Below are 24,464 nucleotides of genomic sequence, written 5' to 3'. Positions count from 1 at the left end.
TTTGTCGTTAGGCAACATCGGCCCCTTGCCTAGAACCCGCACGAACCGCCGTGCAGGCCCCCTTCCAACTCGCCGGCGCTTTCGGCCGGGACGGCGTCGTTGTCGTCGTTGTCGTCATTGTCGTCGTTATCGTTGTCGTCGTTGTCGTTGTCATCGTTGTCATCGTTGTCGTCGTTGTCGTCGTCATCGCCCAGGGGGACGCATTCGTCATTCGTTTCGTCGCAGGTCTCGTCGGCGTCGCACGGATCGCCTTCATGGTTGCCGCAAGTGCCGTCGGCGCAGGTGTCGCCGCCGTTGCAAAAGAGATCGTCCTCGCAGGGGAGGGTGTTGTTGGCGTAGAGGCAGCCGTCCGTGGCGTCGCAGGTGTCGGTGGTGCAGACGTTGCTGTCGTCGCACCGCGAGTCGTCGGGCGTTCCCCCGCACACGCCGTCGGCGCAGATATCGCCGGTGGTGCAATCCAGGCTGTCGTCGCAATCCTCACCGTCGTTATCGGTCCATTCGGTGGAGGATGAATTGACCAGGCAGATCTGGCAGACGTTTTCCGGATTGGTGTCGCCGTCCTCGTAGCAGACGCGGTCGATCAGACAGCCGTCGCAGCCGCCCGAAAAAACGTAGGCGGCGCCGACGTCGTAACCCTCGGTGTCATCATCCGCGATGGGAATGTCGTAACCGGGAGCGCCGACGATGACATCGTCGAGTCCGTCCCAATTGACATCGCCCGCCCCGGAAACGGTTTCGGAATAGGAACCCACTCCGGACACGGACCAACTGGGCGTGAGCGGTAATCCATCGGCCGAACCGAAAAACGCATAGACCGTGCCGTCAGGGAGCTTGAATTCGCCGATGTTCCTGTCCGAACCGAAGATGATATCATCGTATCCGTCGCCGTTGACATCGCCGGCTTTATCCAGACTGATGCCGATGTTTTCAAAATTGGGGGTTTCATAGCTCCAACTGGGTGTTTCCGGTAAACCGTCGGCCGAGCCGAGGAAGACCCAGATGATTTGGGGCATATAATCTCCGCCGATGATCACATCGTCATAACCGTCGCCGTTCACGTCGCCGGCCGCCGAAACGGTCGCGCCAAACCGCAACCAGTTTTCGTCGGTGACATAAAACCAGTCCTCCGTGGTGGAAAGGCCGGTGGATGAACCGTAATAGGCGTACGCCGCGCCTTCAAAATATTTTCCCGGCTCCACGGTGAATCCGGGTGCGCCGACGATCACATCGTCATAACCGTCGCCGTTGACGTCGCCCGCTCCGGAAATGCTGGCGCCGAATTCCTGACCTTCGCTCACTGGTTGGGTGACGGACCAATTCGCGGTGCTCGGCAGGCCCGTACTGGACCCGTAAAAACCGTAGACCGTTTCGCTTTCCACTTGGCCGAAAGCATAACAAGTGTTGGGAGCGCTGACGATGATTTCATCGTAGCCGTCGCCGTTGACATCGCCGGCGCCGGCGATGCTGGCTCCGAAACAGCCGGCAACGTCATCTTTTTCCCAATCGGGCGTGGCGGTGATTCCGGTTGCGGAGCCATAGTAAACCATCACTTTTCCCGAGATGGCCAAATCGACAAAAACCGGCGTACCGACCAGGACATCATCGTACGTGTCGTTGTTGACGTCACCGGCCGCGGCCACGATCGGGTTGTGAAGCATGCCGTATTCGAGCGCTTCGGATTGATAGGTGATATCCAGGTCGGGGTTGGCGGGCAAACCGGTCGCGGAACCTTGGAAATAGAAGACGTGGCTGACGAAATTGCGCCCGCCGGTTTGCCACCATTCTCCCCCGATGAGGATGTCGCCGTATTCGTCACCGTTGACATCCCCGGCCTCGGATACGCTGGAGCCGACATACCCGAACGAGAAATCTCCGAAATACGACCAATCAGGAGTCGACGGCAGGCCCGCGATCGAATCGGCCGACAAACCGTAAGCGATTCCGCCGCCGCCGATCAGCGCGATCAAGACCCCGATGGCGAGCGCCGGACGCAATGGGATGGAAGTGAAAAATTTCATCTCGGTGTACTCCTTTTCATTCAGTTGGTTGGCCGTGGCTTTCGAGAGGCGATGCGTTATCGGAGATGAAAAATCGTTTCTTATCAGCTTTGGGCGCAACCCGATCAACGTTCACTGAACGAGCTTTCCGATAGAAAGATGTCCCGGAAATCAAGCTGTTATGACTGGAATATATTTCGACACTACTACTTTCGATTCGAGAATCCAAGGAAAATGTGCGCGATTCAAACCGCGTTATCACGGGATAGGGAAGCCATTTGAGGATCACACCAAAACGGGTGTAAGCTGCAAATAATTTCAATTAAATTGAATAGTTATCGAAATCATACCAAAGGGTCCGGGCTGTTTTCACTAAAACTTTTAAGTAGGCTGTCCACGGAGTAATGGTAAAGGTCGTCGACGTTTTCGCCGGCCAGGATCGTGTCGCGCAATTTGCGGAACTGCAACAAGCCGTGCAGCGTCGACCAGAAGACCAGGGCGCAACGCCGCGGCTCGCGGCCGGCCGGCCCCTCGGGCGCGTACTCGGCCAAAACGCCGGCAACCAAAGATAGAATCCGGTCGCCGTGCCGATCGATCCGCCGCTTGAGTTCGTCGGGAAAGGTGACTTCCGGCGAGGACAGAAAATAATTGTAAATGTCGAAGTACTTGCGATGCCGCCGGCTGAAGGTCAGGTACGCCCGGGCGACGCGCCGCAGTTTCTCGGCGGGCGACACCCGGCCGCCGGTCGCACGGCGGATCATCGCGTACAGCAGATCGAGCCCTTCTTCCTGCAACGCGGCGAACAACTCTTCCTGGTTTTCGAAATAGACGTACAGCGTGCCGACGGACAACTCGGCGGTCCGCGCGATTTTGTTCATCGAAGCGCCGGCCATGCCCTCGGCGAACAACACCTGACGCGCGGCGTCGAGAATTTGCGCGCGGCGTTGGTTCTTTTCCCGTTCGCGGCGGTCGCTGGCGCTCACGACGGATTTACCCCGGAATCGGTTCGCTCGCGGGCGCTCGTCCCTTCGTTCATCGCCTTACCTTTCGAAACTCAATTCGACCCGGTCGATTTTATCCAGATCGCGATTGTGGAAAAGGGAGCCGACGAGAAACAGCAGGCCCGCCACCGCCGCCGATACCGGCAACACCAGCAAGGCGATGCCGAGGCCGTACCGGTCCGACAGGGCGCCGATCGCCAGCGGCCCGAGCGAACTGCCGAGCAAATTCTGGGTAATGACCCCGAGGCTGTAGGACACCGCGCGCAGGCCGGGATGAACCACGTCCTGCGTCACCGAGGCGGCGCCGGGCAGATAGGCCACCACGCAGATGCCGCACAAAAGCAGCAGCGAAAATTGCCCCATCCCGCCCGCCGTCGCCAGAAAAGAGGCGGCCAGCAAGCCGCTGGTGATCAGCGAGCAGATGCCGGCGAAGACGATCCGGGCGTTCTGTCGGCGGCGTCGCCAGCGATCGGCCAGCACGCCGCCGATGGGCGCGCCGACGATCGCCAGCAGCATGATCGCGCTGGTTTTCATTCCCGCCTGGCTCATCGAGAGGTTCTGCGTGCGATGGAAATACGTGGGCAGCCAGAACATCAGCGAGGTGGAGACGAAGGTGTTGCCGGCGAAGGCGAAATAGGTCAGCAGCAGCGTCGGGTTGTGCAGGAAGGCCAGGGCGATTTCCGGCAGCCGCATTTTTTGCGCCGGTTGCCCGGCGTCGGCGGTTTTCACCAGTTCCACGGTGCGGTAATCGCGCACGCGGAAAAACAACAGGGCGATGATGAAGCCGGGGATCGCCACCATTCCGAAAGCGTGCCGCCAGCCCCAGAGGTCGGCGATCAGTCCGCCCAGGCCCACGCCGAGCGCGCCGCCCAAGGGGATCGACATGTTCCAGAAGCCCATCACCTGGGCGCGTTTCTTTTCGGCAAACAGGCCGGCCAGCATCGCCGTGCCGCCGGGCGCGTAACCGGCCTCGCCCAGGCCGATGGCCGATTTCGCCGCGAACAATTGGGCGAAATTGCGCGTGAAGGCGCAGGCCGCCGTCGCCAGGCTCCACAACATCGCCATGATCGCGATACTACGCCGCCGGCTCCAACGGTCGACGGCGATCGAAATCGGAAACGTGCAAATCGTGATCGACCAATACACCGCCGAAAGCAGCATCCCGCATTGGGCGTCGGTCAATTGCCAGTCTGCTTTCAGGAAAGGAATCAGCGAGCCGATCACCATGCGGTCGGCGTAGTCGAACATGTACAAAAGAAAGAGCAGCGTGAAGGTGAAGTAAGCGGCGCGCGGCGCATCTGTGGTCCGGGTCATCGCTCACTCCTTTCCTTCGCCGGCGAAGGCGATCAGACGTTCGCCAGCGCGATGCTGCCGGGGCTGATGGTGTCCGGGTCGGTCATGACGTTGACGCACGCCGGCACCCCGGCCGCGAACGCCTCCTCCAGCGCGGGCCGGATTTGCGCGGGGTCTTCCACCAGGATCCCCTTGCCGCCCAGCGCTTCGACCACCTGGTGGTAGGGGACGTACCCGATGTGGGTGCCGGTCTCGATGGCCCGTCCGAGTCGCAACTGCTGGCTGTGCCGGATCATCCCCCAACCCAGGTCGTTGCTGACCGCCACGACGATCGGCAAACCTTTGCGGATCGCCGTTTCGAACTCCATGAAATTGAAACCGAGCGAGCCGTCGCCCGTCATCAGGCAGACGCGGCTGCCGGGATGGAGCAGCTTCGCCGCGTTGGCGTACGGCAGGCCGACGCCCAGGCAGCCGAAAAGCCCCGAATCGAGATAGCGGCCGGCGCGGCGGGCCGTCCGGGTCATCGCCATCCAGACCTGCGCGTCGCCGCCGTCGCCGACCACGATATCGTCCGGGCGGTCGAGGAAGCGGTCGATTTCGGAGGCCAGGCGCATAGCGTGAATCGGCTTTTGGTCGCTTTCCCACATGTCCCGGACCTGGTTTTTCGATTGCGCCTCGTTTTTCCGCAGCGCGGCGGTCCACTCGGCGAATTTCCCCGACCAATCGGCGGCCGAGTTCCATTCGTCGAGGCGCAGAAGGCACTGTTGCAGAAAGCCCTTGATGTCGCTGATCACCGGCAGGCCGACGCTGCGATTGCGGCCGATTTCCTCGGCGGAGATATCCACCTGGACGATTTGCGCCGCCGAATCGAACAGGTCGCCGAACATGTAATACAGGCTGATGCGGTTGCCCAGCAACACGATCAGGTCGGCGTCGGATTGGGCGAAGAGAATCGCGCCGGGGCGCGTGCCGACGGCCGATTCGAAGCACAAGGGGTGCTCGTCGGAGATCAGGCCGCGGCCCATGCCCGAGGTGAAAGCCGGGATGCCCGTCGCCTCGACGAAACGAACCAGTTCCTCGCCGGCGTCGGCGTACCAGGCGCCGCTCCCGGCGACGATCATCGGCCGCTTGGCGGCGCGGATCATCGCCAGCAGCTTATCGACCGCCTCCAGGTCGACCGGGTGCGAGGACACCGCGGTGAGCGGCCGCTTCACCATGCCTTTGCCTTCCTGCGCCAGCACGTCGACCGGCAGTTCGAGATAAACCGGGCCGGGACAACCGCCGGCGGCGGTGCGGTAGGCCAGGTCGACGAATTCCGGCACCCGCTCGGGGCAATTGCAGACGAAGGCTTTTTTGACCATCGGCGTGATGACCGGCGCTTGCGGCGCGTCCTGCAAATCCAGCTTTTCGCATTTGCCGACCCCGGCGCGGCCCGAGATCAGCAGCAGCGGCGAATTGGCCATTTTGGCGTTCGCGACGGCCGACAGGGCGTTGGTGAAGCCGGGACCGGCGGTGACCATCGCCACGCCCGGGCGGCGGGTCAGCCGGCCGTAAGCCTCGGCCATGAAAACGGCGGCCTGCTCGTGCCGGGTGTCGAACAGCTTGACCGGCGAGTTTTCCAGATGCTTGTATAGCGGGGTGATGTGGCCGCCGCTCAGGGTGAAAATGTAGTCCACTTCGCGGGCGATCAACGCCTCGGCCGCCAATTGCGCGCTGGCGATGGCACTCATGCGCAAGCTCCTTTCACAGTTCCATCAGTTGACCGCCGGTCAGGTTGATCGCCTGGCCGGTGATGTAGGAAGACGCCTCGGAAGCCAGGAACGCGACCAGGCGGGCGGCGTCTTGCGGCTCGCCCAGGCGTCCCAGCGGAATGGTCTTGATCATCTCTTGTTGGCGGTCCTCGATCGTGCCGCCCAACGCGTCGGCCTCGCGGCCGAACCGCCACTTTTCCAGGTCGGTCATCACCTGACCGGGGCAGATGGCATTGACCCGGATGCTCATCCCGGCCAGTTCCCGGGCCAGGACCTTGGTGAGCATGATCACGCCGGCCTTGGCCACCGCGTAAGCGCCGTTGAACACCGGCGGCACCTTGCCGGCGCGCGAGGCGGTGTTGATGATGCTGCCCGGCCGGCCGAACATCAGCGGCAGCACGGCGCGGGTGACGCGGAATACGCCGTGCAGATTGACGTCGATGGTTTTCATCCAGGCCGCCTCGTCGTAGGTCGCCACCATGTTCGGCACGCCGAAGGACGCCCCGGCGTTGTTGCACAGGATGTCGATACGCGGAAACGTTTCCCGGATGACGCCGACGGCGGCGGCGATCGATTCCGGCGCGGCGACGTCCAGATCGACGGCGAGGGCGCGCACCCCGTGACGTGCGGCCAGCTCGGCGGCGATCTGCTCCATTTCGGTGCGCGTGGCCATCGGCAGGCCGGCGGCGACTTGCGGCCGGTCGCCCAGGTCCGCGATGATGACGTCGGCGCCGTCGGCGGCCAGCGCCGCGGCGATGGCGAAACCGATGCCGGTGTGTTTGCCGGCGCCGGTGACCAGCGCGATCTTTCCCTGCAGATCGGGGTACATGCGGGCCTCCCAACAATGGACGAATGGTTGCACGATGAATGGTGTTCAGTATCTGAATATCATTCATATCGCGGCCGGCGAAAAGAAGTCAAGGCGGCAAGCGGGGCAATTGTTCTTTGATGGGAGAAATGCTACATCATGGCCTGACGGCTTAAAAACGATCCGCTCGCCGTTTGATCGGCAATGGAGGGTGCCATGAACCGAACGATGGGAATTCGGCTGCTTGCGCTGCTCATTGCGTCCTTGATTTTTCTCGCCATGGCTTGCAGCGGTACCAACGATGCCGACGATGATTCCGGCTCGGGTCCGGGACAGGTGCAGGACGACGACAACGCCGACGATGACGATGACAACGATAACGACGACGACGCCGACGATGACGACGATAACGATGATGATGACGACAACGATAATGACGACAATGATGATAACGATGATGATAACGACAATGACGACAATGACGACAATGACGATACCGCAATAATCCTCGTCGACGGTGGCTCACCGGGCCACAACGGCACCTCGCTGGTCCGGAGCGACGACGGCCGCTTTTATCTGGCGGCCGTGCGCGGCCACGAACTCGTGGTCTATTCGTGGCAGGACAAGGCCGTGACGCGGGAGACGGTCGCATCGCCGGCCAGTGGGCCGCTCCTGCGGCTGGCCGACGACGGCAGCCTGCGCCTGTTGTATCTCGACCCGACCACCCTGGAATTACGCTTCGCCGATAATCGTACGGGCGCCTGGGTCGTTGTGCCGGTGCCGGATTCGGCCACCGAGCCGGAAGAGTATTCGCTGGCGCTCGACGCCGACGATCACGCCCACGTGAGTTACCCGACTGCCGCCGGAGAGATCGTCTACGCGACCGACCTTACCGACGCGTGGGAAAGCACCGTGATCGATGCGAACAACGATGCGTATTCCAAGACGTCGATCGCGGTCGATGCCGCCGGAGCGGTGCATCTGGTTTTCGAAGCCCTGGCTACTCCCGGGATTCTCTATGCCACCGACGCTTCGGGGAGTTGGCAAACCGTGCCGGCGACGGATCATGGCTACGAACCGTTGCTGGCGCTGGATACCGGCGGCGCGCCGTGCATTGTTTATCGCTATTTCTCGGCATTGCTTTACGCTTGCCGCGGCGCCGGGGACGGTCTTTGGCCCGAACAGACGGTGAACAGCAGCTTCAAATGGGATTACCTTCAGTACGGGCTGGCCTTCGCGGCGGACGGCGCGGCGCATGTCAGCTATTACGCCTATAACTATACCGGCGCGTCGTCTTTTCTCGGCTATGCGACCAACCGCGACGGCGATTGGCGGAACCAGGTGGCGGATTTCGCCGAATACCTGATCGGCCAATATACGGCCATCGTGTTGGACGACGACGGCCATCCGTTCATCAGCTATTACTATCCCGACAAGGGGTATCTGAAACTGGCCGCCCGGACCGGCCTCACCTGGACGCGCGTCACCATCGACGACGCCGGTTTTGTGAAAAACGCGTCGCTGGCGGCGCGTGGCCATCGCCGGGCCGATGTCGCCTATCGCCTGAAAGATGTGATCAGCGCCTCGCTGAAATCGGCGAGCAACGCGGCGGGCCCCTGGAGCGGCGAAATGGTGACCGACGAGGAAGCCGGCTCCTATCAGGGGATCGCCATCGGCACGGACGGGCGGACCCGCATCGCGTTCAGTGACATCTACGACCATACTTTGCGTTACGCGACCGCCGCGAGTGACGGCTGGCAATTCCAGACCGTCGAACCGCAGACCTCCAAAACCCTCTCGGGCGTGGCGCTGGCGCTGGATGGGCAGAACGCCGCGCATCTCGCCTATGCGTTCGCCAACGAACTTTGTTACGCCACCGACCGCGCCGGCCAATGGGAGATTCAAACCGTCGTCGCCGACTATTTTTACAATCCGGCGATTGCCCTGGATGACGCCGGGGCCGTGCACGTGGCCGCCGTCGCGAACGGCTACACCGGCGTCTACGCGACTGATCGATCCGGCGATTGGGAAGCCGAAATCTTCGCCGACGCGGGTTCCGTCGCCGGCGCGATTTCAATCGCCCCGGCCGCCGACGGCATCGTCCATCTCGCTTATGTAACGGCGGCCGACTCCCCCGGCGCGATTTACGCCACCAACGAAAGCGGCGGCTGGGAGACCGAGTCGATCGCCCCGGCGAGCGGCGCCATCGCCACCGCGATCGCCCTGGATGCCGATCAAGTGCGCGTGGCCTACTTCGCCGCGGAAGCGACGCCGGCCGGCATCTACCTGGCCGTGAAAGCTTCCGGCGAATGGACGACCGTTTGGCTGGCCGATTGCGAAGGCGAGGTGAGCGAGCTCTCGCTCGTCCTGGCGGCCGACGGCCGGCTGCGCGTCGCCTACCTGAGCGACGGTGGGCTTTACTATCGGGCGGTCCCGGTGGATTGAACGCGAAGCCGCGACATCACGGCACGGAAGGGACGGATCGATGAAACATCCGGTGACGCTGGCCTTGATCGGCGCCGGCGCGCGCGGCGAACTGAATCTGGCCACGCTTGCGAAAAAGCACGGCGATCTGATGAAAATCGTCGCGGTGGCCGAACTCGACGACCAGCGGCGCGACAGCTTCGTCCGCCGCTTCGGGATTCCGCGTGAAAACGCGTTCCGCGATTGGCGCGAATTGTTCGCCCGGCCCCGATTGGCCGATGGTGTCGTCAACGCGCTGCCCTGCCGGCTGCATTACGAATCCGGCGTGGCGGGGCTGCGGGCCGGTTATCATACGTTTCTTGAAAAGCCGATGGCGCTGACGCCCGGCCAGTGCGTCGTCTTGACGCGCGAGGCCGCGGCGCGCGGCTTACTGCTGATGATCGCCCTGCAAAGCCGCTACAACAAAATCTATTCCGCCATCCGCCGCCAGTTCGACGCGGGCGTGATCGGACGGCTGGCGAACATCGATTGCGCCGAGAACATCGGTTACTGGCATTTCCTGCTGTCGTACGTGCGGGGGATTCACCGCCGGGCCGATTTGAGCCATTCGTTCATCATGGCCAAGGGCGTGCACGATCTGGATCTCGTCTGCTGGTTCGCCGGCGCGCCCGCCAAGCGGATTTCCTCGTTTGGCGACCTGCTGTACTTCCGGCCGGAAAACGCGCCGCCCGGCGCGCCCGAGCGCTGCCTGGACGGGTGCCCCGTGTTCGACACCTGCGTGTTCAACGCCTACCGCCATTTCGTCGATCCCGGCAAGCCGCAGCTTCCCTGGCGTCTGTTAACCGGTATGTCGCTCGATGCGGTAAAGGATTTCGCGACCAACCCGCGCCTGCGGACGACTGCCTCGGTCATCACGCTCGATCTGCGCAAGGAAAACATACTCAAGATTCTGCGCGAGACCTCCAACGGCCGTTGCGCGTTCCGTTCGGACAACGACGTGATCGACCACCAGACGGCGAGCATCGAGTTCGAAAACGGTGTGGTCGCCTCCTTTCAACTCACGGCGTTCAGCCTGATGTGGGAGCGCACCCTCAACCTGCACGGCACCAAGGGCGAAATCCGCTCGGCCGATTTTTCCGGCAAATTGGAAACGCGCACGTACAACCCCGGCGCGGTGCAGCGCCGGCACATCCCCTATCATGGTATTCTGCACGGCGGCGGCGACGAGCGAATCATCGTCCGCTTCGCCGAAGCGCTGGCCGCCGGCAATCGCGAAGGCGTGCTGACGGGCGCGGAGCCGAGTCTGGAAAGCCACCTGGTCTGTTTTGCCGCCGAAAAGGCGCGCCGGACCGGGCAGGTTGTCGACCTGGCGGCTTTTCGGGCCGAAGCGGCCAAGGAAGCGGAGCAACTGCAAGCAAACTGAAGGAGCAACGGATGAGCGGCCTGACCAGACGCGAGGCGCTGCAACTTTTTGCCGGCATGGGCGCGGCGGCCGTGCTTGGCGTCGGCTGCGCCACGGTCCGGCCGACCAGCCCGCCGGTCGGCTGGTCCCTGCCGAAAGGCCAACCCCTGCTGCTGACCAACGCGGTCGTCGTGGACGTGGAGCGGGGAACCCACCGTCGGGATGTCGCGGTGTCGATCCGCGACGGCCTGATCGCCGGTCTGGTCGAGCCGCGCGGCGATCCGTCCGCCGCGGACGCGCGGGTGATCGATTGCCAAGGCGGATATCTGATTCCCGGGCTGATCAACGCCCACAGCCACATCAACATGCCGTCCATTTCGCCGATCCGCTTCAGTGACCTGGGTTTGATCCGCGACCAGATTCTGAAGAACTACGAGGATGCGGTTTGTTGGGGCGTTACCACCGTTCGCGATATGACCGCGGTGCCGAAAATGCTGCGGCGCGACCGCGCGGCCATCGCGCGCGGCGATCTGCTCGGCCCGCGCATTCTGTCGCCGTTTTCGTTCATCACCGTGCCCGGCGGATATCCGGATTTCGGCGGCGTCGGCAATCAGATCGCCCGCTGGTTCACCGGCGATCCGCTGCTGCGCGCCGCCGATGCGGCGGAGTGCCGCCAATTCGTGCGCCAGGTGCGGGAACAGGGCGCCGACCTGGTGAAGATCGGTTTCGACGATCGGTCGTTTCTGTGGGGAAAAAACGACGTCCGCCTGCCCGTGCTTTCCGACGCCCAGGTCGAAGCCGTGATGGATGAAGCCGCGCAGGCCGGGTTGCCGGTCAGCGCGCATCATCTGTATTCGTCGGGCTTGGATCGGGGGCTGCAGTTCGGCGTCAACAGCCTGGAGCACGTGCCCGCCGACGCGCCGATCTCCGACCGGCAGATGCGGGCCATTCTCGATCAAAAGATACCCGTCGTGCCGACGCTGATGGTCGGCATTTCCATGGCGTTCGCCCGGGAAGGGGTCGCCGATCCGGACGATCCCATTCTGGCCGACCGGCGGAACTGGCGCGATTCCGTGCAGCTTCCCGAGGTGCCGTTGCATTGCCGGTCGGAAATCGCCGCCCGCAACGAGCAGGCGGCGCGGTTTTATCGGCGGGGTGATTACGCCTTGCCGGAAAATCGCGGGCATGAATATTTCGATCCGGTCCTGGCTTCGCGCCTGTTGGTGATGGCGGCGAACAACACCGCCCGCCTGATCCGCGACGGGGCGACGATCGGCGTCGGCAACGACAGCGGCGTCTTTTTCATTTACCCGGGAATGGTCCACCTGGAAATGGAATGCCTGTGCCGCGTGGGCCTGACGCCCGCGCAAGCCCTGCGCGCGGCGACGCTGGTCAATGCGCGCCTCTGCCGGATCGACGATCGTTGCGGCACCATCGCGGCGGGAAAATGGGCCGACCTGGTTTTGTTGACCGGCGATCCGCTGGCCGACGTCGCGAACGCCGGCAAGGTGCGGGCCGTCTTCAAACAAGGCGAATTGGTTTCGGCGGCGGATGGCTTTGTCGATCCGGCGGCGGCGACGAAAACCGCCGGTTAGGTCGCGCCGGCCAGCAGACGGCGAATGAATCTATCGACGGAAAAGAAGAGGAACTTGACCGCGTCGGCCAGGTCCAGCATGGGGCTTGGCAGCCGGAAATAATAAGGCACCGAAATCAACAGCGACTTGGTGCCGATGGGGCAACCGCCGACGCGCCGCACCTTGCGGGCGGTGATTTTCCCCTCCACCCGGGTGCAATCGCCGACCAATAGCGCCACGCCATCGCCGGCGTCGACGTCGCCTCGGAAAACGCCGGTGACGATCGCGCCGGCCCGCGCCTTCGCCACCGCGCCCGGCCGGCGTTTGTCGATCGTGCCCAGGCAACCCTTGACCGCCGCCAGGCAGCCGCCGTGGCAAAACCGGCCGCGTTCGGGATCGGTGCCGCAGTAGAAGCGGATCGGCGTCTTCACCTTGTGAATGTCCTGGTATTCGCTTTCCAGCCCGTGAGTGATCGCGGCCAGTTCCTCGACGGAAACGTCGCCTTCCACGCGAATCTCGTCGAAGCTGCGCGGACCGTAGCCACGCGCCTGCGCCAGCATTAGGTGGGTGCATTGTTCCGGACGGAAACCGAGCAGCCGGCAGGCGACGGCATCGAGCGCCACCGGGTCGTCGGCGATGAGAATCGCGCCTAGGTGCACGGCGTGGGGCGCCGATTCGTAGCCGTGCCCGACTTCGACGGCGTCGGCGATCGCGACGTCGGGGTAGCCCACTTCGAGCAGGTCGACGATCTTTTCGTCGAGCCGGTCGTCGTGGAAGAACATGCGCTCGGCGTGGGTCAGAATGCCGATGTTCAGCTTGATCGCGCAGGTGACGGTGCAGCAAATGTGATATTTGAGTTTGGGCATCCAGCAGAGGAAATCGGCTTCGGCCAGACTTTGGGCGACCCGCAGGTGCTGGTGATGAACGCCGCGCGTCAATGGAAAATCGAGCACCGCTTCGGTGTTGAAATCGGTAACCCGGGCGCCGTGTTTTTGCAGGGCCAGGTAGCCGGCTTCGCGCAGAAACAGCCGGGAAGGAATGCCGAAGCCGCCCGATTCGCCCACCGTGACTTCCGCCGCGCCGTTCGCACGGAAAACGTCGATCGCGGCACCGACGAGCCGCGGGTCGGTGTAGGAATGATGAATGTAAGCCCGGTTGGCGGTCACCACGTTGGGCTTGATGAGGGTCTTGCCGGCCGGCTTGATCCCCAGCTCCGCCAGCGATTCCGCGATGATTTTCCGCGCGTGGTCTCCGGCGGGTGATGCGCAACGGCGCAGGATGACGCGATAGCTTCTCGGACGGGCTAGTCGCGCGTCCACTTTTTGTCTGAGGTCGGCAGCATTCATCGGTTCCGTCCCCGGTCTTTGTCGGCAGTCGCCTGCCGAAACGATAACACCACCGCCGCCGCCGGGGCAACGACCGATCGCCACTCCGGCGCGTTGCTCGCGTTTGCTTGACGGGACCGAAGGGTGGGTGCTCTAATTTCAACGCCACCCGCCGACGGAGAATCGAAATGAAAACCAGTCTGGCGACCCTGCTTTCGCTGCTGCTGATCACCGCTTTGCTGTCGGCGTGCGGCGGGAGCGATGACGATGACGCCGGCGCGGACAGCGCCGATGACGACGCCGCGAACGCCGATGATGACGCGGCGGACGACGATGACGACGATAATGACGATGACAACGATTCGACCGCGGATTGCAGTGCCTATTCGGATTCGTTGCCGGACCCGGGCGGAGTCTGCCCCGGCAATCCGCATTCGATTTTCCCGGCGCCGACGGGTCCGTACTGCGTCGGCACGACGCAGCCGATTCACCTGGTCGATGCGTCCCGCGCCGAGCCCTTCACGCCGAATCAGCCGGCTGATTCGCGCGAGCTGATGGTGCAGTTGTGGTATCCCGTCGCGGCTGCTGCCGCCGGCGACTATGCCCCGTACATGGACGCCGCCACCGCCGCCTACGAAGCCGGAATTCCGCCCGCGACCTGGGTGAACATGCCCGCCGCGGCGTTCGAGCAGGAGCAGTCGCACGCGCTGCTGGAAGCACCGATCGTCGATAGCCTGAAGAAGTTTCCGGTGCTGCTTTTCTCACCCGGATTGAAACGCGAATACCAGTTGTACACCACCGCGATCGAGGATCTGGTCAGTCACGGTTATATCGTGGCGGCCATCAATCACCCGTATGTCTCCGGCCTGACGGTTTTCCCGGATGATCGCGCGGTCGAGGTGTATCTGCCGGCCGATGAAGCGGCCACCATCGACCTGGTGGTCGGTGACGCCTTGTTCCTGCTTGATACCCTGACGCGATGGAATACCGAATTGGAAAACCAGCCGACTTTCACCTGCCGGTTCGATCTGGATAAAGCCGCGATGTACGGCCATTCCTACGGCGGCGCCACGGCCGTCGGCGCGGCGGTCGCCGATGCCCGCTTGCGCGCCGCGCTCAACATCGACGGACCGACCTTCGGGCCGGCGATCGTCGAGGGCACGGCCACGCCGTTGTTTTATCTGCTTTCGGAGGATCACGAGGCGGCCGAGAATTTCGATGCGCTCTGGGATTTGCTGGCCGGTCCGGGTTTTCAGGCAATTCTGGCCGGCACGGAACACATGACGTATTCCGATTATCCCTTGTTGCTGCACGATTTCGCGCCGGCGCGGCCGTTGTGGACGTTGGAAATGGGCACGATCGAACCGACGCTCGCGCTGGAAATCGCCAATCGGTATTTTTCGGCGTTTTTCGATGTATTTCTGAAGGGGGCGCCGACGGACGAGTTGCTGACGCTCGGCGGCGAGTACCCTGAGGTCACCTTTCAATCGAAAAATGCCGATCGGTAGCGCGGCAAGTCCCGCCTTTATCGCGGATGCTTGATGAAAGTGCCGCGCCGAAATTCATCGAGTGCAACGTGCAATTCCTCGTCGGTGTTCATCACGATCGGGCCGTACCAGGCGATTGGCTCGCGTAGCGGCTTGCCCGCGACGAGCAGAAAACGCGCCGCATCGTCGCCCGTCGCCGCGCGCACCTGATCGCCGTCGTCGAACAGCAGCGCCGTCCCGTTTTCGGCGCGGACCTCGCCCGCTTCCGGGCCGAACCGGCCTTGGCCTTCAATCTGGTAGATGAATACCGTGTGGCCGCGCGCTGTCGGGTGCGTCCATTCAACGTTCGGCGGCAGGGCGACATCGAGATATTCCGGATCGATGACCACGTCGCGCACCGGGCCCCAGGCGTCGCCCACTCGGCCGGCGATCACGCGAACCCGCGCGCCCGAGGGCGACACCGCCTCGGGGATCTGTGCGGCGGTGACGTCGCGGTAACGCGGCGCCATCATTTTTTGCGCGGCAGGCAGGTTGGCCCATAACTGAAAGCCGCCCATGCGGCCGCGGGCGTCGCCCTTGGGCATTTCCTGGTGGATGATGCCGCTGCCGGCGGTCATCCATTGCACGTCGCCCACGCCGATAACCCCTTTATTGCCAAGACTGTCGCCGTGTTCGACCGTCCCTTCCAGGATGTAGGTGATCGTCTCGATGCCGCGATGCGGATGCCAGGGAAAGCCGGGCAGGTAATCCGCCGGATCGTCGTTGCGAAAATCGTCGAGCAGCAAAAAAGGATCGAACAGCGCCGTTTCGGCATGGCTGAAAACTCGATCCAACCGCACACCGGCGCCCTCCATCGTGGGGACGCTGTGAAACGCTTGCCGGACCTTTCTGATCGCGGTCATCAGGGATCTCCCGAATGTTTGTGAAAAATTAAGCACTCGATGGATCGATGGCAATGCTTTGCCGACGGTCGCCGGTTATTCGGCCGGCGCGGTGACGGAAGGTTCGACCGCGAACTGCGTGAACGTCCGGCCGGCGACGGGAGAGGGGATCGGCTGATCCGCCGAATAAGCCCAGGTCCAGAATTCGTGGTTCAATTTGCGATAACGCCATTCGGCGGCGACGTTGAGCCGGGGGCCGCAATCGGCGGGCAGGGTGAAAGCATATTCGTCGACGATTTCTTCCTGGTCGTGAATCACCCGGTTGACAATTTTTTCCTTGACCTGCCAGACGCGGTTGTGTTGCACGATTTTGTTGTCGTGGCCGATCATGTGACCGCCCAGTTTGTGCGCCTCGGGATCGACCCGTTGCGCTTCGTCCACGAGGCCGCTGGAGTAGACGGGTCTTCCCTCGCGGTCGGTCACGCGGACCTCGAGCCAGACCTCGCTCAAATCGAGCGACGAGGTGGGCCAGTCGTGGGCGACGCCGACGTTTTTCGTCAGAATCCGCAGGCTCGCCGGCTCGCCGGCGCGCGGTGGCGCGGCGAATTCCGCGCGCATGACGAGATAGAAAAATTTGCGCAGGCGTTCGTCGCCGAGCAGCCATTCCTGCTCGTCTTTTTGTTTGTAGAGGTCGGCCAGCACGTAAATGAGAAAGCGGCCTTGCAGCCAGTCCAGGTTGAGCTTCGCCCATTGCGGATAACCGATCAGTTCGGGAATCGTCGTGTTGGCGCCGGGAAAGAAATGGTTTTTCTCTTTGCCTTCCAAGCCGAGGATATGGCGCGGTTCCATATGGCATTGCACGCAAGTGTTCTTGCCGACGGCCCCCTTGAGCTGCAGGTGATGGCATACCTGGCAGAATTCGTCGCGGCGATAAAAATCGCGTTTGAAGACCCGGGCATGGGCGCCGATGTTGATATTCACCATCCAGCGGGTCCATCGGTTTAACTGGCCGCCGTTTCGTTCGGCTTCCCTGAAAAGATCCAAATGCCTGGCCGGCAACGCCAGCGTATAACTCGATTTGCGCGGATCGGAACCTTGTCGAACCGCGGCGATGCTATGGCAGAAAACGCAGGAAATGCTGTCCTTTTCGGTAAAGGAAGCGAGCGAGCCGGCGTCGCGGAACATCGCGACCGGCGCGTGGCAACCCATGCAGATGTATTGGTTGTTGCCGCCGATCTCCGTCGCCAGCATGTCGAGGTTCTTCTGCAAATGATGGGTCCGCAGGTTGGTGTTGTGGATCGACGCGGCTTGATCCGTCAACAACCGCGGATGGCAATCGGCCGTTTGACCGCAACTCTGGCTGATGGCGACCCAGGCGTAATCGATCGGTTTGGGCGGCAAGTCCCGCTCCTCGACCGGCCTTTTTTCGTACGGGATGGTGGAAAGTGAAAAGTCGACGGCGGGAAGTTCCGGCACCGGGTGCAGCAGGTTGCCGATTCCGTTCACCGTCAGCCAGAGCGACCCGAAAATGACACCACCGCCCAGAATTCCCAAAGCGGTGGCGCGGCGGCGCGCGGTCAGGGCGCCGGCCGGTATCGCGACCAGCAGACTGATGACGACCGTCAGTAGCCCGGCGAAACGGTGGAAGGCGAACAACACCACGGCGTCGCGGCCGCCTTGTACGATCAACAAGAGGAGGCCGAGCAGGAGTGATAAGCCCCAAAGCAACAGACAGGCGATGGCGAGCCATGAACGCCAATCGCCCGCCAACCCGCGAATCAGCGGAATCAACTTGCGGAAGAAATAGATGCCCAGCACCAACAGCGCGATGGAAATCCAGCCGGCGATGAGGTTGCTTTGCTTGATCGGCAGGTATTTGAGCGTGAACGAGCGGGCCAGCGAAACAAAAACGATCAGGACGAAAGCGATGAAGAGGTTGTAGTTCAGGCCGGGGACCGCGCGGCGCAATCGCTGATAGAGCGAAAAAATGAAAACCGCGGCGCCGATCAAGGCGATCGCCGGGTGGAAAAACAAGTTGAATTGAAAATACGCGTTCCAGGATTGGGAAACCGAGTTGTAATAGCCGGTCGCCACGACGAGGAAAAACAGTGAAATACCGAGGGAGGTCTTCCACCCGGATCGGCGAGATGCTTCCCGCGGCGTGTTCATGGCGTTTGCCCCGGCGTGGCGGCCGGCGTTTGATCATCCGACACGGCTGTTTTCACCAGAAAGCGATGATCGGCCAAGGAAGGCCCGGGCCGTTCCGCATCGCTGCTCTTGGGCATGTGGCAATCCAGGCAACCTTTTTCGCCGCGGCACTCGGGATGCATGTCCGGTTGTCCATGGATCGGCGCGAGCAACCATTTGTCGAGTTTTCGCCATTCTTCGCCGGCCAAGGGTTGAATGCGATGACAGGCGACGCAAAGACGGTCGTCGCGATAACCGGCCGCCGCGAAATCGAGCCGATGTTCGTCGGCGACCGCGACCATCGCCAGTAGGCTGAGCGGGCTCAGGTAAAAATATTCGGGAAAGCGAAATTCCAACGCCCCGTTTGCCGGCCGAGTGCCCACCGCGAAAAGGGAATGGCAAACGAGGCAGGAAATGCCCTCGCGCAAACCTTCCGGCGAATCGAAGGATCGGCCGTAATCCACCTGGCCGGCGAGCAATGAAATTGGATCGTGGCAGGCGGCGCAGACCCTCGCCGCCGGTGCGCCGCATTCGCGGACGACCTCTTCGAGCATCTGTTGATAATCGGGGCCGGTGCTGAAGCGATGTTTCGAAAGCGTCCATTCGCCGAGCACACTGGGGTGGCAAGCGCGAACCCCGCAGCCATTCGAGCGGGCCAGGTATTCCGGCCGGTAATAATGCCCGGTGGCGGAGCGAAACGGTGACGGCGAAAAATCGGCGGCTTTGCCGGGCAGCAGAAAAGTCGAGGTGTCGGCGAAAAAGCCCGGAGTCGTTGGAGAAAGGCCGACCAATAAAGCGATCGTAACCAAAGCGGCCGACAAAGCCAGGATGGTTTCGCGCTTTCGGGCGAGCTGGCGAATCGAGAAGGGCGGAGGCGCTTCGGCGGTCGGCGGATCCGCGCGTAGAATCGTGGGCGCCAGGCAGGGAATCGCCGCCAAGAGCAGAATAATATGATAGTCGATCAAACCGCCGAAGTTGCTCAAACCGGCCATGATCAAACCGGCGTAAATCGAAAGCTTGAAGAAGAGAATGCCGAAATTGAAAAGCCAACGATCGCGCGCCGATCGGTCTTCCATCGGGGTTCGTGAAAGGATCAATAGATAAGGCAGCCAGGTAAGAAAGAGAAAGCGCGAACCGACTTGATGAAACAGCCGTAAATATAGGTTGGGCGCCGTGAATTTGCCGAAAAAGTAGAAAGCGATGCCGGAAAAAGTCAGTGTGGCCAGACCGTAAATCAGAACGGCATAGACGAAGCGGCGAAACCCGAGCCGGGGCGATGACGTCAGCGCGTAAAAGGCGGCGAAAATGAGAACATCCACCGGAACATCAATGACCATGTAGGAACCGAGCACGTAGATTCCGACGATGAAAATGCCGTCGAGAACATCAAAGCGGAAAAGGTGACGGAAAAGCGTGCCGCGAAGAACGGCCATGGCCCGGGTTCGTATCACTGGATCCGCCGAAATGATTGATTTCCTCTGCTATGTGAGAACAATTAAGCAGTTTGACAGATTCCAGGAGCGAGAGCAACGACATTCCTCGATACTTCGCCTCGGGCTCGCGCGCCTTTCCGCTGTCAATTAAGCTTTCCCTGTGGTGCAAAAGTTGCCATAATCACCCGATTGAGGCAGCGGGAAATAGAACATTTATAGATCAGATATATCTTTTCGTCGCTGCGAAAGAGACTGAACGATGCGCGTTTTGCTTTTCAATCCGCAAACCAGGCACGCCGCGGAAATGCCGGTCTCAACGGCTTACGTACACGTCAGCTTCCTGCCGCCGCTGGGATTGCTCTATCTGGCGGCCAGTTTGCGCAGTGCCGGACATGATGTCCTGTTTATCGATGCCAACGCACCGGATCATGGCGCAAAGAAAATTGCGGAGCGGATCCGCGAATTCCGGCCGCAAATCGCTTGCCTGACGGCTTATACGTTTCTCTTTTATGATGTTTTGTTCAGCGCGCGGCTGATCAAATCGATCCAACCCGACACCAAGATCGCGCTCGGCGGGCCGCACATCGACCTCTATCCGGAAGAGACGCTCTCCCATCATGAAATTGATTTTCTCATTTCCGGCGACGGGGAATTCCCGATTTTGAACCTGTGTGAGGCGCTAGCCGGAAAGCGATCCTTCGCTGAGGTCGAGGGATTGATTTATCGCGATGAAAGAAACGAGTCGGTATTCGTCGCACCGCTGCCCAGATTGGCCAATATCGACCGGTATGCCTTCCCCGATCGTTCGCCGGTCCGCTATCGCTATTATCACTGCGCGGTGAATCCGCAAGGCATGGAAACCTCGATGATCACCTCGCGCGGTTGTCCTTACTTGTGTCGTTATTGCGGCGACCTGGCGGAAAAAGGCTATCGCGCCCGTTCTCCGGAAAACGTGGTGGCGGAATTCGAACAGATCGCCGCGCAGGGTTTTGGCGGCGTCCATCTGTGGGACGGCACGTTCAATGTCGACCTGGAGCGGGCCAAGGAAATCTGCCGCCGGCTGGCGGACCGTAAACTGCCCCTGCAATTTTCGACACGCATCCGCGGCGACAACACCGACGAGGAATTTTTCGGCCTGCTTGCCGCCGCGGGATGCAATCGAGTCAATATCGGCGTCGAGAGCGCCAACCCGGAAATTCTGCAAGCCATGGATCGACGGATCGATCTGGACAAGGTCATCCAGGCGGTCGCCCAGGCGAAACGCCACGGGCTATGCACCCAGGCCTATTTCATGCTCGGCTTTCCGCATGAAACCGAACAACAAATCCGCCGGACCATCGACTTCGCCCTCCAGTTGCGGTCGAATTACGCGATGTTCATGCCGGTGATGCTCTATCCCGGCACGCGGTTGTTCCAGGACGCGCTCTCGAACGGCGCCATGAAAAAGGATCCATACCGGGAATACACGCTGGCCCCGACGCCGCATTTCCAGGTGCGGATTTGGGAAACGGAAGTGCCGTTGACGCGGTTGGTCCACCACCTGAAATCCGCTTACCGGCGGTTTTATTTCACGCCGGGGCATCTTTGGCGGGAAGTGTCGGGTTTGCGCAGCTACCGCGAATTTAAGGCTAAAAGCGCGCTCGGCCGCCAATTGCTCAGCTACGAACTCGGCAAGACCTGGCACCGGTAGGCGGGCGCGGGCGATCGCGCGTCCTAGCGCCCGAAAACCACGCTGGTGACCCTTTGCAGCAACCGCCGAAAGTGTTCGAACGATTCGATATCCGCGAGCAGTCCCTTGATCACCCGCGGCCTCAGGTAAAACCGCAATAGCCCTTTGAGCTTCAGCCAGTGCAACGTGCGGGGCGAATGCGAGAAGGCCACCAGCGGCTTGACGTTCAAGGCGTTTTTCTCGATGTCGAAATTTTCCAGCAGGCCTTCGGCCTGCAGGCGCTGGTAAATGACGGTGCCCGGCAAGGGAGTGAAATTGAAAAAGCCCGCGCGATCCAGCGGTAGCCGGCAGGCCAGGTCGATCGACATTTTTGCCTCTTCGACGGTTTCGCCCGGGTATCCCAGAATGAAAAAGGCCATCATGCGGATGTGGGTATTTGCCGCGATCTGGGTGATGATTTCCTTGATCCGTTCCAGATTGGAACGGCGGTTCATCAGGTCCAGCACGCGCTGCGATCCGGATTCGATGGCCACGCGGGCGTAATAGCAGCCGGCCTTTTCAAAGAGGCGCATCAGTTCGACATCGAGGGTTTCGACCCGCAAGGCGTTGTGACAATGCCACTTCAACTTGATGTTTCGGGAGAGCAGGGTTTCGGCGAAGCGGACGCTGTATTCGCGATTGAAGGTGAAATTGTCGTCTGCGATCGAAAAGCTGGTCAGGCCGAAGCGCCGTTGTAAAAATTGAATTTCGTCGATGACCGCTTCGACCGATCGGGTGCGGAACTTGCGGCCGCAGATCGTATGGCCCTGGCAATAGTTGCAGGTATAAGGGCAACCGCGGGTGGCCATGATCGGGAATTTCGTGTCGCCGCCGCTCCAATCGGTCGGATAGGCGGGCGGATTCAGCAGTTCCCAATCGATGGGCCCGAGGGAATCGAGATCCTCCGTGAAAATTTGCGGATTCTGTCTGACCTGGCCGTTTTCCCGCCAGATCAGGCCCGGGATGTCCTCGTAGCGGCCGCCCGGTTCCAGGTTCGCCAACAAGGCGGGAAACCCGATCTCGGCTTCGCCGCGAAACGCAAAGTCGACCGCCGGCAGATGCTTGAAAATTTGGTCCTGCAATCCGCTGGAAGCCGGACCGCCGACGATCAGTTTGCGCTCCGGCCGTTGCGCCTTGAGCGCCGCGGCCGCCGCCCGGGCGAATGGCAGTTCCAGATTCAAAGCCTTGAACCCGATGACATCCGCCTGCTTTTGCAGCAAGAGGTCGATGGCGCTCTTCGCGGTGACTTGCCGCCGGAACAGGGCCAATTGCAGGTCGAGCAACTCCACGGTGTGTCCCTGGCGTTTCAAAGCCGTGGATAGGTAACCCAGTCCGATATCCGGGCAGAGATAATGAAAGTCGGCCTCTTTCAATGGCCGGACCAGCAGCACGTGCATCTTTGTCACTCCCCTCTCTCGTCGGGCCGTCCGGTTTCGTCGCCCACGGTTTGATCCGCTGGTCGCTTCCCGCCGGCGGACGATAGCAGAAGATCCGGATCCAAACGATATAACCCTACTTTGGTGCCGAGATAAACCTCGCCGGAAGGACCGACGGCCATGGCGCGAACGACGACTCCCAGGTCGACGGCGGTCAGTTGCTTTCCCGTGTCGAGAGCGAAGACGGCGATTTTCCCCGTGGCGAAATCGGCGGTAAAGATTCGGCCGCGCCGAAAATCGACGGCGAAGGCCCGGACAACGCCCGGTAGGGGGATTTGCTTCAACGGGCGAAGGTCGAGCGAATAAAGACTGACTTGCGCCCGTTCGAAAAGGCTGTTGTTGAGTACGGCGATCAGGCGGTGGTCCGGATCGAGCGCGACGTTCCAATAGCCGGTCCAATTGTCCTTGAGCGCCGCTTGTTGCTTCAGGGCGGGGAGGGACAACGACTGGATATTGTTGCCGCCCAAACGCCCTTTGATCGGCGGATTGACGGCCGTGAAGAAGACGTTGCCTTGATCGCTGTCGGCCCCCGTCAGCCGAGAACAGAAAGGCAGGCCCAAATCATGGCGCGGATCGAACCGGATGTTCTTCAGCGCCAGATCCGTTTCGAGGAATAAATTGTCGGAAAGAAGGAAAACCCGGCCGTCGACGATGGCGAGGTAATCGTAGTAGCCGCCTTGATCGCTGGGGAGGTTGACCCGGTGAACGATCCCGCCCGTTTCGTCGATCACCGCCAATTCGCGGACGGGAAACTTGCCATGGGCCTGATTTGCTTTTGTTCGCGCGAGGGAAACGACCAGATCGCCCGAGGCGTCATCGAGCGCCATGCCGATCGCCTCGCCGCCGGTCATGGAATACGGAGTCGTTGTCCCGGCTGCTAGGTCGTAGCGGTACAAGGTGACGGGCGTGGCGATGCGGATCGACGGTGTGCCGAGCCCGAATCGATTGCTGAGATAAAGGATGTTGCGTTTCGAATCGACCAGAATCTTGCGCGGGCCTTGCGTCCGATCGTCGGGCCATTGCGCCAAAACGCGGATCGCCCGGTTGGCCAGGGCGGGTTTCGTCGTGTCGGCGTCGTGGGAGGATCCGAGGTGCATGCTGAGCAGGGCGGTGGCGACCAGCGAAGTCGTCAAAGCGATCCGGTACGGCTTGATGAACGAAAAATAGCGGATGACCAATCCGGCAAGAAAAAGCGGCCCGGCGAGGGTCGCGACGGTTCCCCAGAACGGCGCCTCGCGAAGGACGAAAGGCAGGATGAAAATCGTTTCATCGAAAGCATTGAGCAACAACAGCCAATAAAAAATTGCCGAAAAAATTCCCCGCCCGGACAAACCGCCGCGATTGTAAAGATAGACCGTCGCCAACGCCGGGACGGTCAACAGCGGATTATCGACACCGTACTGAACCAACCCGCCGAGGACGAGGGCGGAATCCAGGAGCAGGAGAACCCCTTTTTTCCAGGAGGGGAGTTGGCGCCAACGATGTCGCCGGGACCGGGGATTTCCCGGGAAGGTCGAGTCGGCCGGCGGCGATGTGACAGAATAAAACACGCTTTGGCTCCTGATCGCGTATCCGGCCGAATCATCGTTTTGTTAGCCGGCCCACCGTAACGGATGAGAGAAAATTTCCCAGTAAATCATCGGATGAATCGGGAAAAATGGTGGATCTGACTGGAAGGAATTATACGCCGATCCGAGCGGCCGTCGCAAGAAGTCCGAACCGACCGACCGGACCGCAGTGCGGCGCTGGGTCGACGG

At 61.6% G+C, this 24,464-nt stretch carries 15 protein-coding genes and 1 pseudogene; 5 read left to right on the top strand and 11 right to left on the bottom strand.

Annotated elements, in window-relative coordinates:
* Positions 1-29: 29 nt before the first annotated feature.
* The 5 genes from GX444_13980 to GX444_13960 all read right to left on the bottom strand — a co-directional run bounded on the left by GX444_13980 (position 30) and on the right by GX444_13960 (position 6,871).
* Complete coding sequence (locus GX444_13980) at positions 30-2,018, bottom strand: hypothetical protein (protein NLH49690.1); 1,989 nt, start codon at positions 2,016-2,018, stop codon at positions 30-32.
* A gap of 323 nt (positions 2,019-2,341) precedes the next feature.
* Positions 2,342-2,980: a TetR/AcrR family transcriptional regulator gene (locus GX444_13975; protein ID NLH49689.1), complete on the bottom strand. Its 639-nt coding sequence runs from the start codon at positions 2,978-2,980 to the stop codon at positions 2,342-2,344.
* 57 nt (positions 2,981-3,037) lie between these two features.
* Positions 3,038-4,312, bottom strand: a complete 1,275-nt coding sequence (locus tag GX444_13970) for an MFS transporter (GenBank protein ID NLH49688.1) — start codon at positions 4,310-4,312, stop codon at positions 3,038-3,040.
* Between the two features lie 32 nt (positions 4,313-4,344).
* Entirely contained in the window at positions 4,345-6,021 is a 1,677-nt protein-coding gene (locus GX444_13965) for a thiamine pyrophosphate-binding protein (protein NLH49687.1), read from the bottom strand.
* 13 nt (positions 6,022-6,034) lie between these two features.
* Positions 6,035-6,871 (bottom strand): SDR family oxidoreductase, encoded by an 837-nt coding sequence (locus tag GX444_13960; GenBank protein NLH49686.1) that lies wholly within the window; start codon positions 6,869-6,871, stop codon positions 6,035-6,037.
* A gap of 321 nt (positions 6,872-7,192) precedes the next feature.
* On the opposite strand from GX444_13960, the pseudogene GX444_13955 reads away from it, so the two are divergent.
* The 3 genes and pseudogenes from GX444_13955 to GX444_13945 all read left to right on the top strand — a co-directional run bounded on the left by GX444_13955 (position 7,193) and on the right by GX444_13945 (position 12,271).
* A pseudogene (locus GX444_13955) lies at positions 7,193-7,345 on the top strand (ATPase).
* A gap of 1,990 nt (positions 7,346-9,335) precedes the next feature.
* Positions 9,336-10,697 (top strand): Gfo/Idh/MocA family oxidoreductase, encoded by a 1,362-nt coding sequence (locus GX444_13950; protein ID NLH49685.1) that lies wholly within the window; start codon positions 9,336-9,338, stop codon positions 10,695-10,697.
* 11 nt (positions 10,698-10,708) lie between these two features.
* On the top strand, positions 10,709-12,271 hold the full coding sequence (locus tag GX444_13945) for an amidohydrolase family protein (protein NLH49684.1): 1,563 nt from the start codon (positions 10,709-10,711) through the stop codon (positions 12,269-12,271).
* Here GX444_13945 and GX444_13940 read toward each other — a convergent pair.
* Positions 12,268-13,596, bottom strand: a complete 1,329-nt coding sequence (locus tag GX444_13940) for a DUF362 domain-containing protein (GenBank protein ID NLH49683.1) — start codon at positions 13,594-13,596, stop codon at positions 12,268-12,270. The genes GX444_13945 and GX444_13940 overlap by 4 nt on opposite strands.
* Positions 13,597-13,763: 167 nt before the next feature.
* Between GX444_13940 and GX444_13935 the strand changes: the two genes are divergently transcribed.
* Positions 13,764-15,083 carry a hypothetical protein gene (locus GX444_13935; protein NLH49682.1) on the top strand — a complete coding sequence of 440 codons (1,320 nt, stop codon included), beginning with the start codon at positions 13,764-13,766 and terminating at the stop codon, positions 15,081-15,083.
* 17 nt (positions 15,084-15,100) lie between these two features.
* Here the strand turns inward: GX444_13935 and GX444_13930 are convergent, their stop codons facing one another.
* The 3 genes from GX444_13930 to GX444_13920 all read right to left on the bottom strand — a co-directional run bounded on the left by GX444_13930 (position 15,101) and on the right by GX444_13920 (position 19,563).
* Positions 15,101-15,964 (bottom strand): pirin family protein, encoded by an 864-nt coding sequence (locus tag GX444_13930; GenBank protein NLH49681.1) that lies wholly within the window; start codon positions 15,962-15,964, stop codon positions 15,101-15,103.
* Between the two features lie 75 nt (positions 15,965-16,039).
* The gene (locus tag GX444_13925; GenBank protein ID NLH49680.1) at positions 16,040-18,112 is read right to left on the bottom strand and encodes a hypothetical protein; all 2,073 of its coding nucleotides are present in this window, start codon (positions 18,110-18,112) and stop codon (positions 16,040-16,042) included.
* On the bottom strand, positions 18,109-19,563 hold the full coding sequence (locus GX444_13920; protein NLH49679.1) for a hypothetical protein: 1,455 nt from the start codon (positions 19,561-19,563) through the stop codon (positions 18,109-18,111). The genes GX444_13925 and GX444_13920 overlap by 4 nt, the downstream gene beginning before the upstream one ends.
* A gap of 259 nt (positions 19,564-19,822) precedes the next feature.
* Here GX444_13920 and GX444_13915 point away from each other — a divergent pair, with 259 nt between their 5' ends.
* A complete protein-coding gene (locus tag GX444_13915; GenBank protein ID NLH49678.1) occupies positions 19,823-21,253 on the top strand; it encodes a B12-binding domain-containing radical SAM protein in 1,431 nt (476 codons plus the stop codon).
* Between the two features lie 23 nt (positions 21,254-21,276).
* On the opposite strand, the gene GX444_13910 is transcribed toward GX444_13915, so the two are convergent.
* Positions 21,277-22,677 (bottom strand): B12-binding domain-containing radical SAM protein, encoded by a 1,401-nt coding sequence (locus GX444_13910; GenBank protein ID NLH49677.1) that lies wholly within the window; start codon positions 22,675-22,677, stop codon positions 21,277-21,279.
* The gene (locus GX444_13905; protein NLH49676.1) at positions 22,674-24,257 is read right to left on the bottom strand and encodes a hypothetical protein; all 1,584 of its coding nucleotides are present in this window, start codon (positions 24,255-24,257) and stop codon (positions 22,674-22,676) included. Before GX444_13905 ends, GX444_13910 begins: the two co-directional genes overlap by 4 nt.
* Positions 24,258-24,464: the final 207 nt, after the last annotated feature.

It is taken from the genome of Myxococcales bacterium (assembly GCA_012517325.1).
Classification (GTDB): Bacteria; Lernaellota; Lernaellaia; order Lernaellales; family Lernaellaceae; genus JAAYVF01.
Note: the sequence above shows the minus strand (reverse complement) of the source record. Positions and strands in the feature narration are given on the sequence as shown.

Coding starts and splice junctions, on each gene's coding strand:
- GX444_13980 (NLH49690.1), bottom strand. CDS start 2,018: ATGAAATTTTTCACTTCCATCCCATTGCGTCCGGCGCTCGCCATCGGG.
- GX444_13970 (NLH49688.1), bottom strand. CDS start 4,312: ATGACCCGGACCACAGATGCGCCGCGCGCCGCTTACTTCACCTTCACG.
- GX444_13965 (NLH49687.1), bottom strand. CDS start 6,021: ATGAGTGCCATCGCCAGCGCGCAATTGGCGGCCGAGGCGTTGATCGCC.
- GX444_13960 (NLH49686.1), bottom strand. CDS start 6,871: ATGTACCCCGATCTGCAGGGAAAGATCGCGCTGGTCACCGGCGCCGGC.
- GX444_13950 (NLH49685.1), top strand. CDS start 9,336: ATGAAACATCCGGTGACGCTGGCCTTGATCGGCGCCGGCGCGCGCGGC.
- GX444_13945 (NLH49684.1), top strand. CDS start 10,709: ATGAGCGGCCTGACCAGACGCGAGGCGCTGCAACTTTTTGCCGGCATG.
- GX444_13940 (NLH49683.1), bottom strand. CDS start 13,596: ATGAATGCTGCCGACCTCAGACAAAAAGTGGACGCGCGACTAGCCCGT.
- GX444_13935 (NLH49682.1), top strand. CDS start 13,764: ATGAAAACCAGTCTGGCGACCCTGCTTTCGCTGCTGCTGATCACCGCT.
- GX444_13930 (NLH49681.1), bottom strand. CDS start 15,964: ATGACCGCGATCAGAAAGGTCCGGCAAGCGTTTCACAGCGTCCCCACG.
- GX444_13925 (NLH49680.1), bottom strand. CDS start 18,112: ATGAACACGCCGCGGGAAGCATCTCGCCGATCCGGGTGGAAGACCTCC.
- GX444_13920 (NLH49679.1), bottom strand. CDS start 19,563: ATGGCCGTTCTTCGCGGCACGCTTTTCCGTCACCTTTTCCGCTTTGAT.
- GX444_13915 (NLH49678.1), top strand. CDS start 19,823: ATGCGCGTTTTGCTTTTCAATCCGCAAACCAGGCACGCCGCGGAAATG.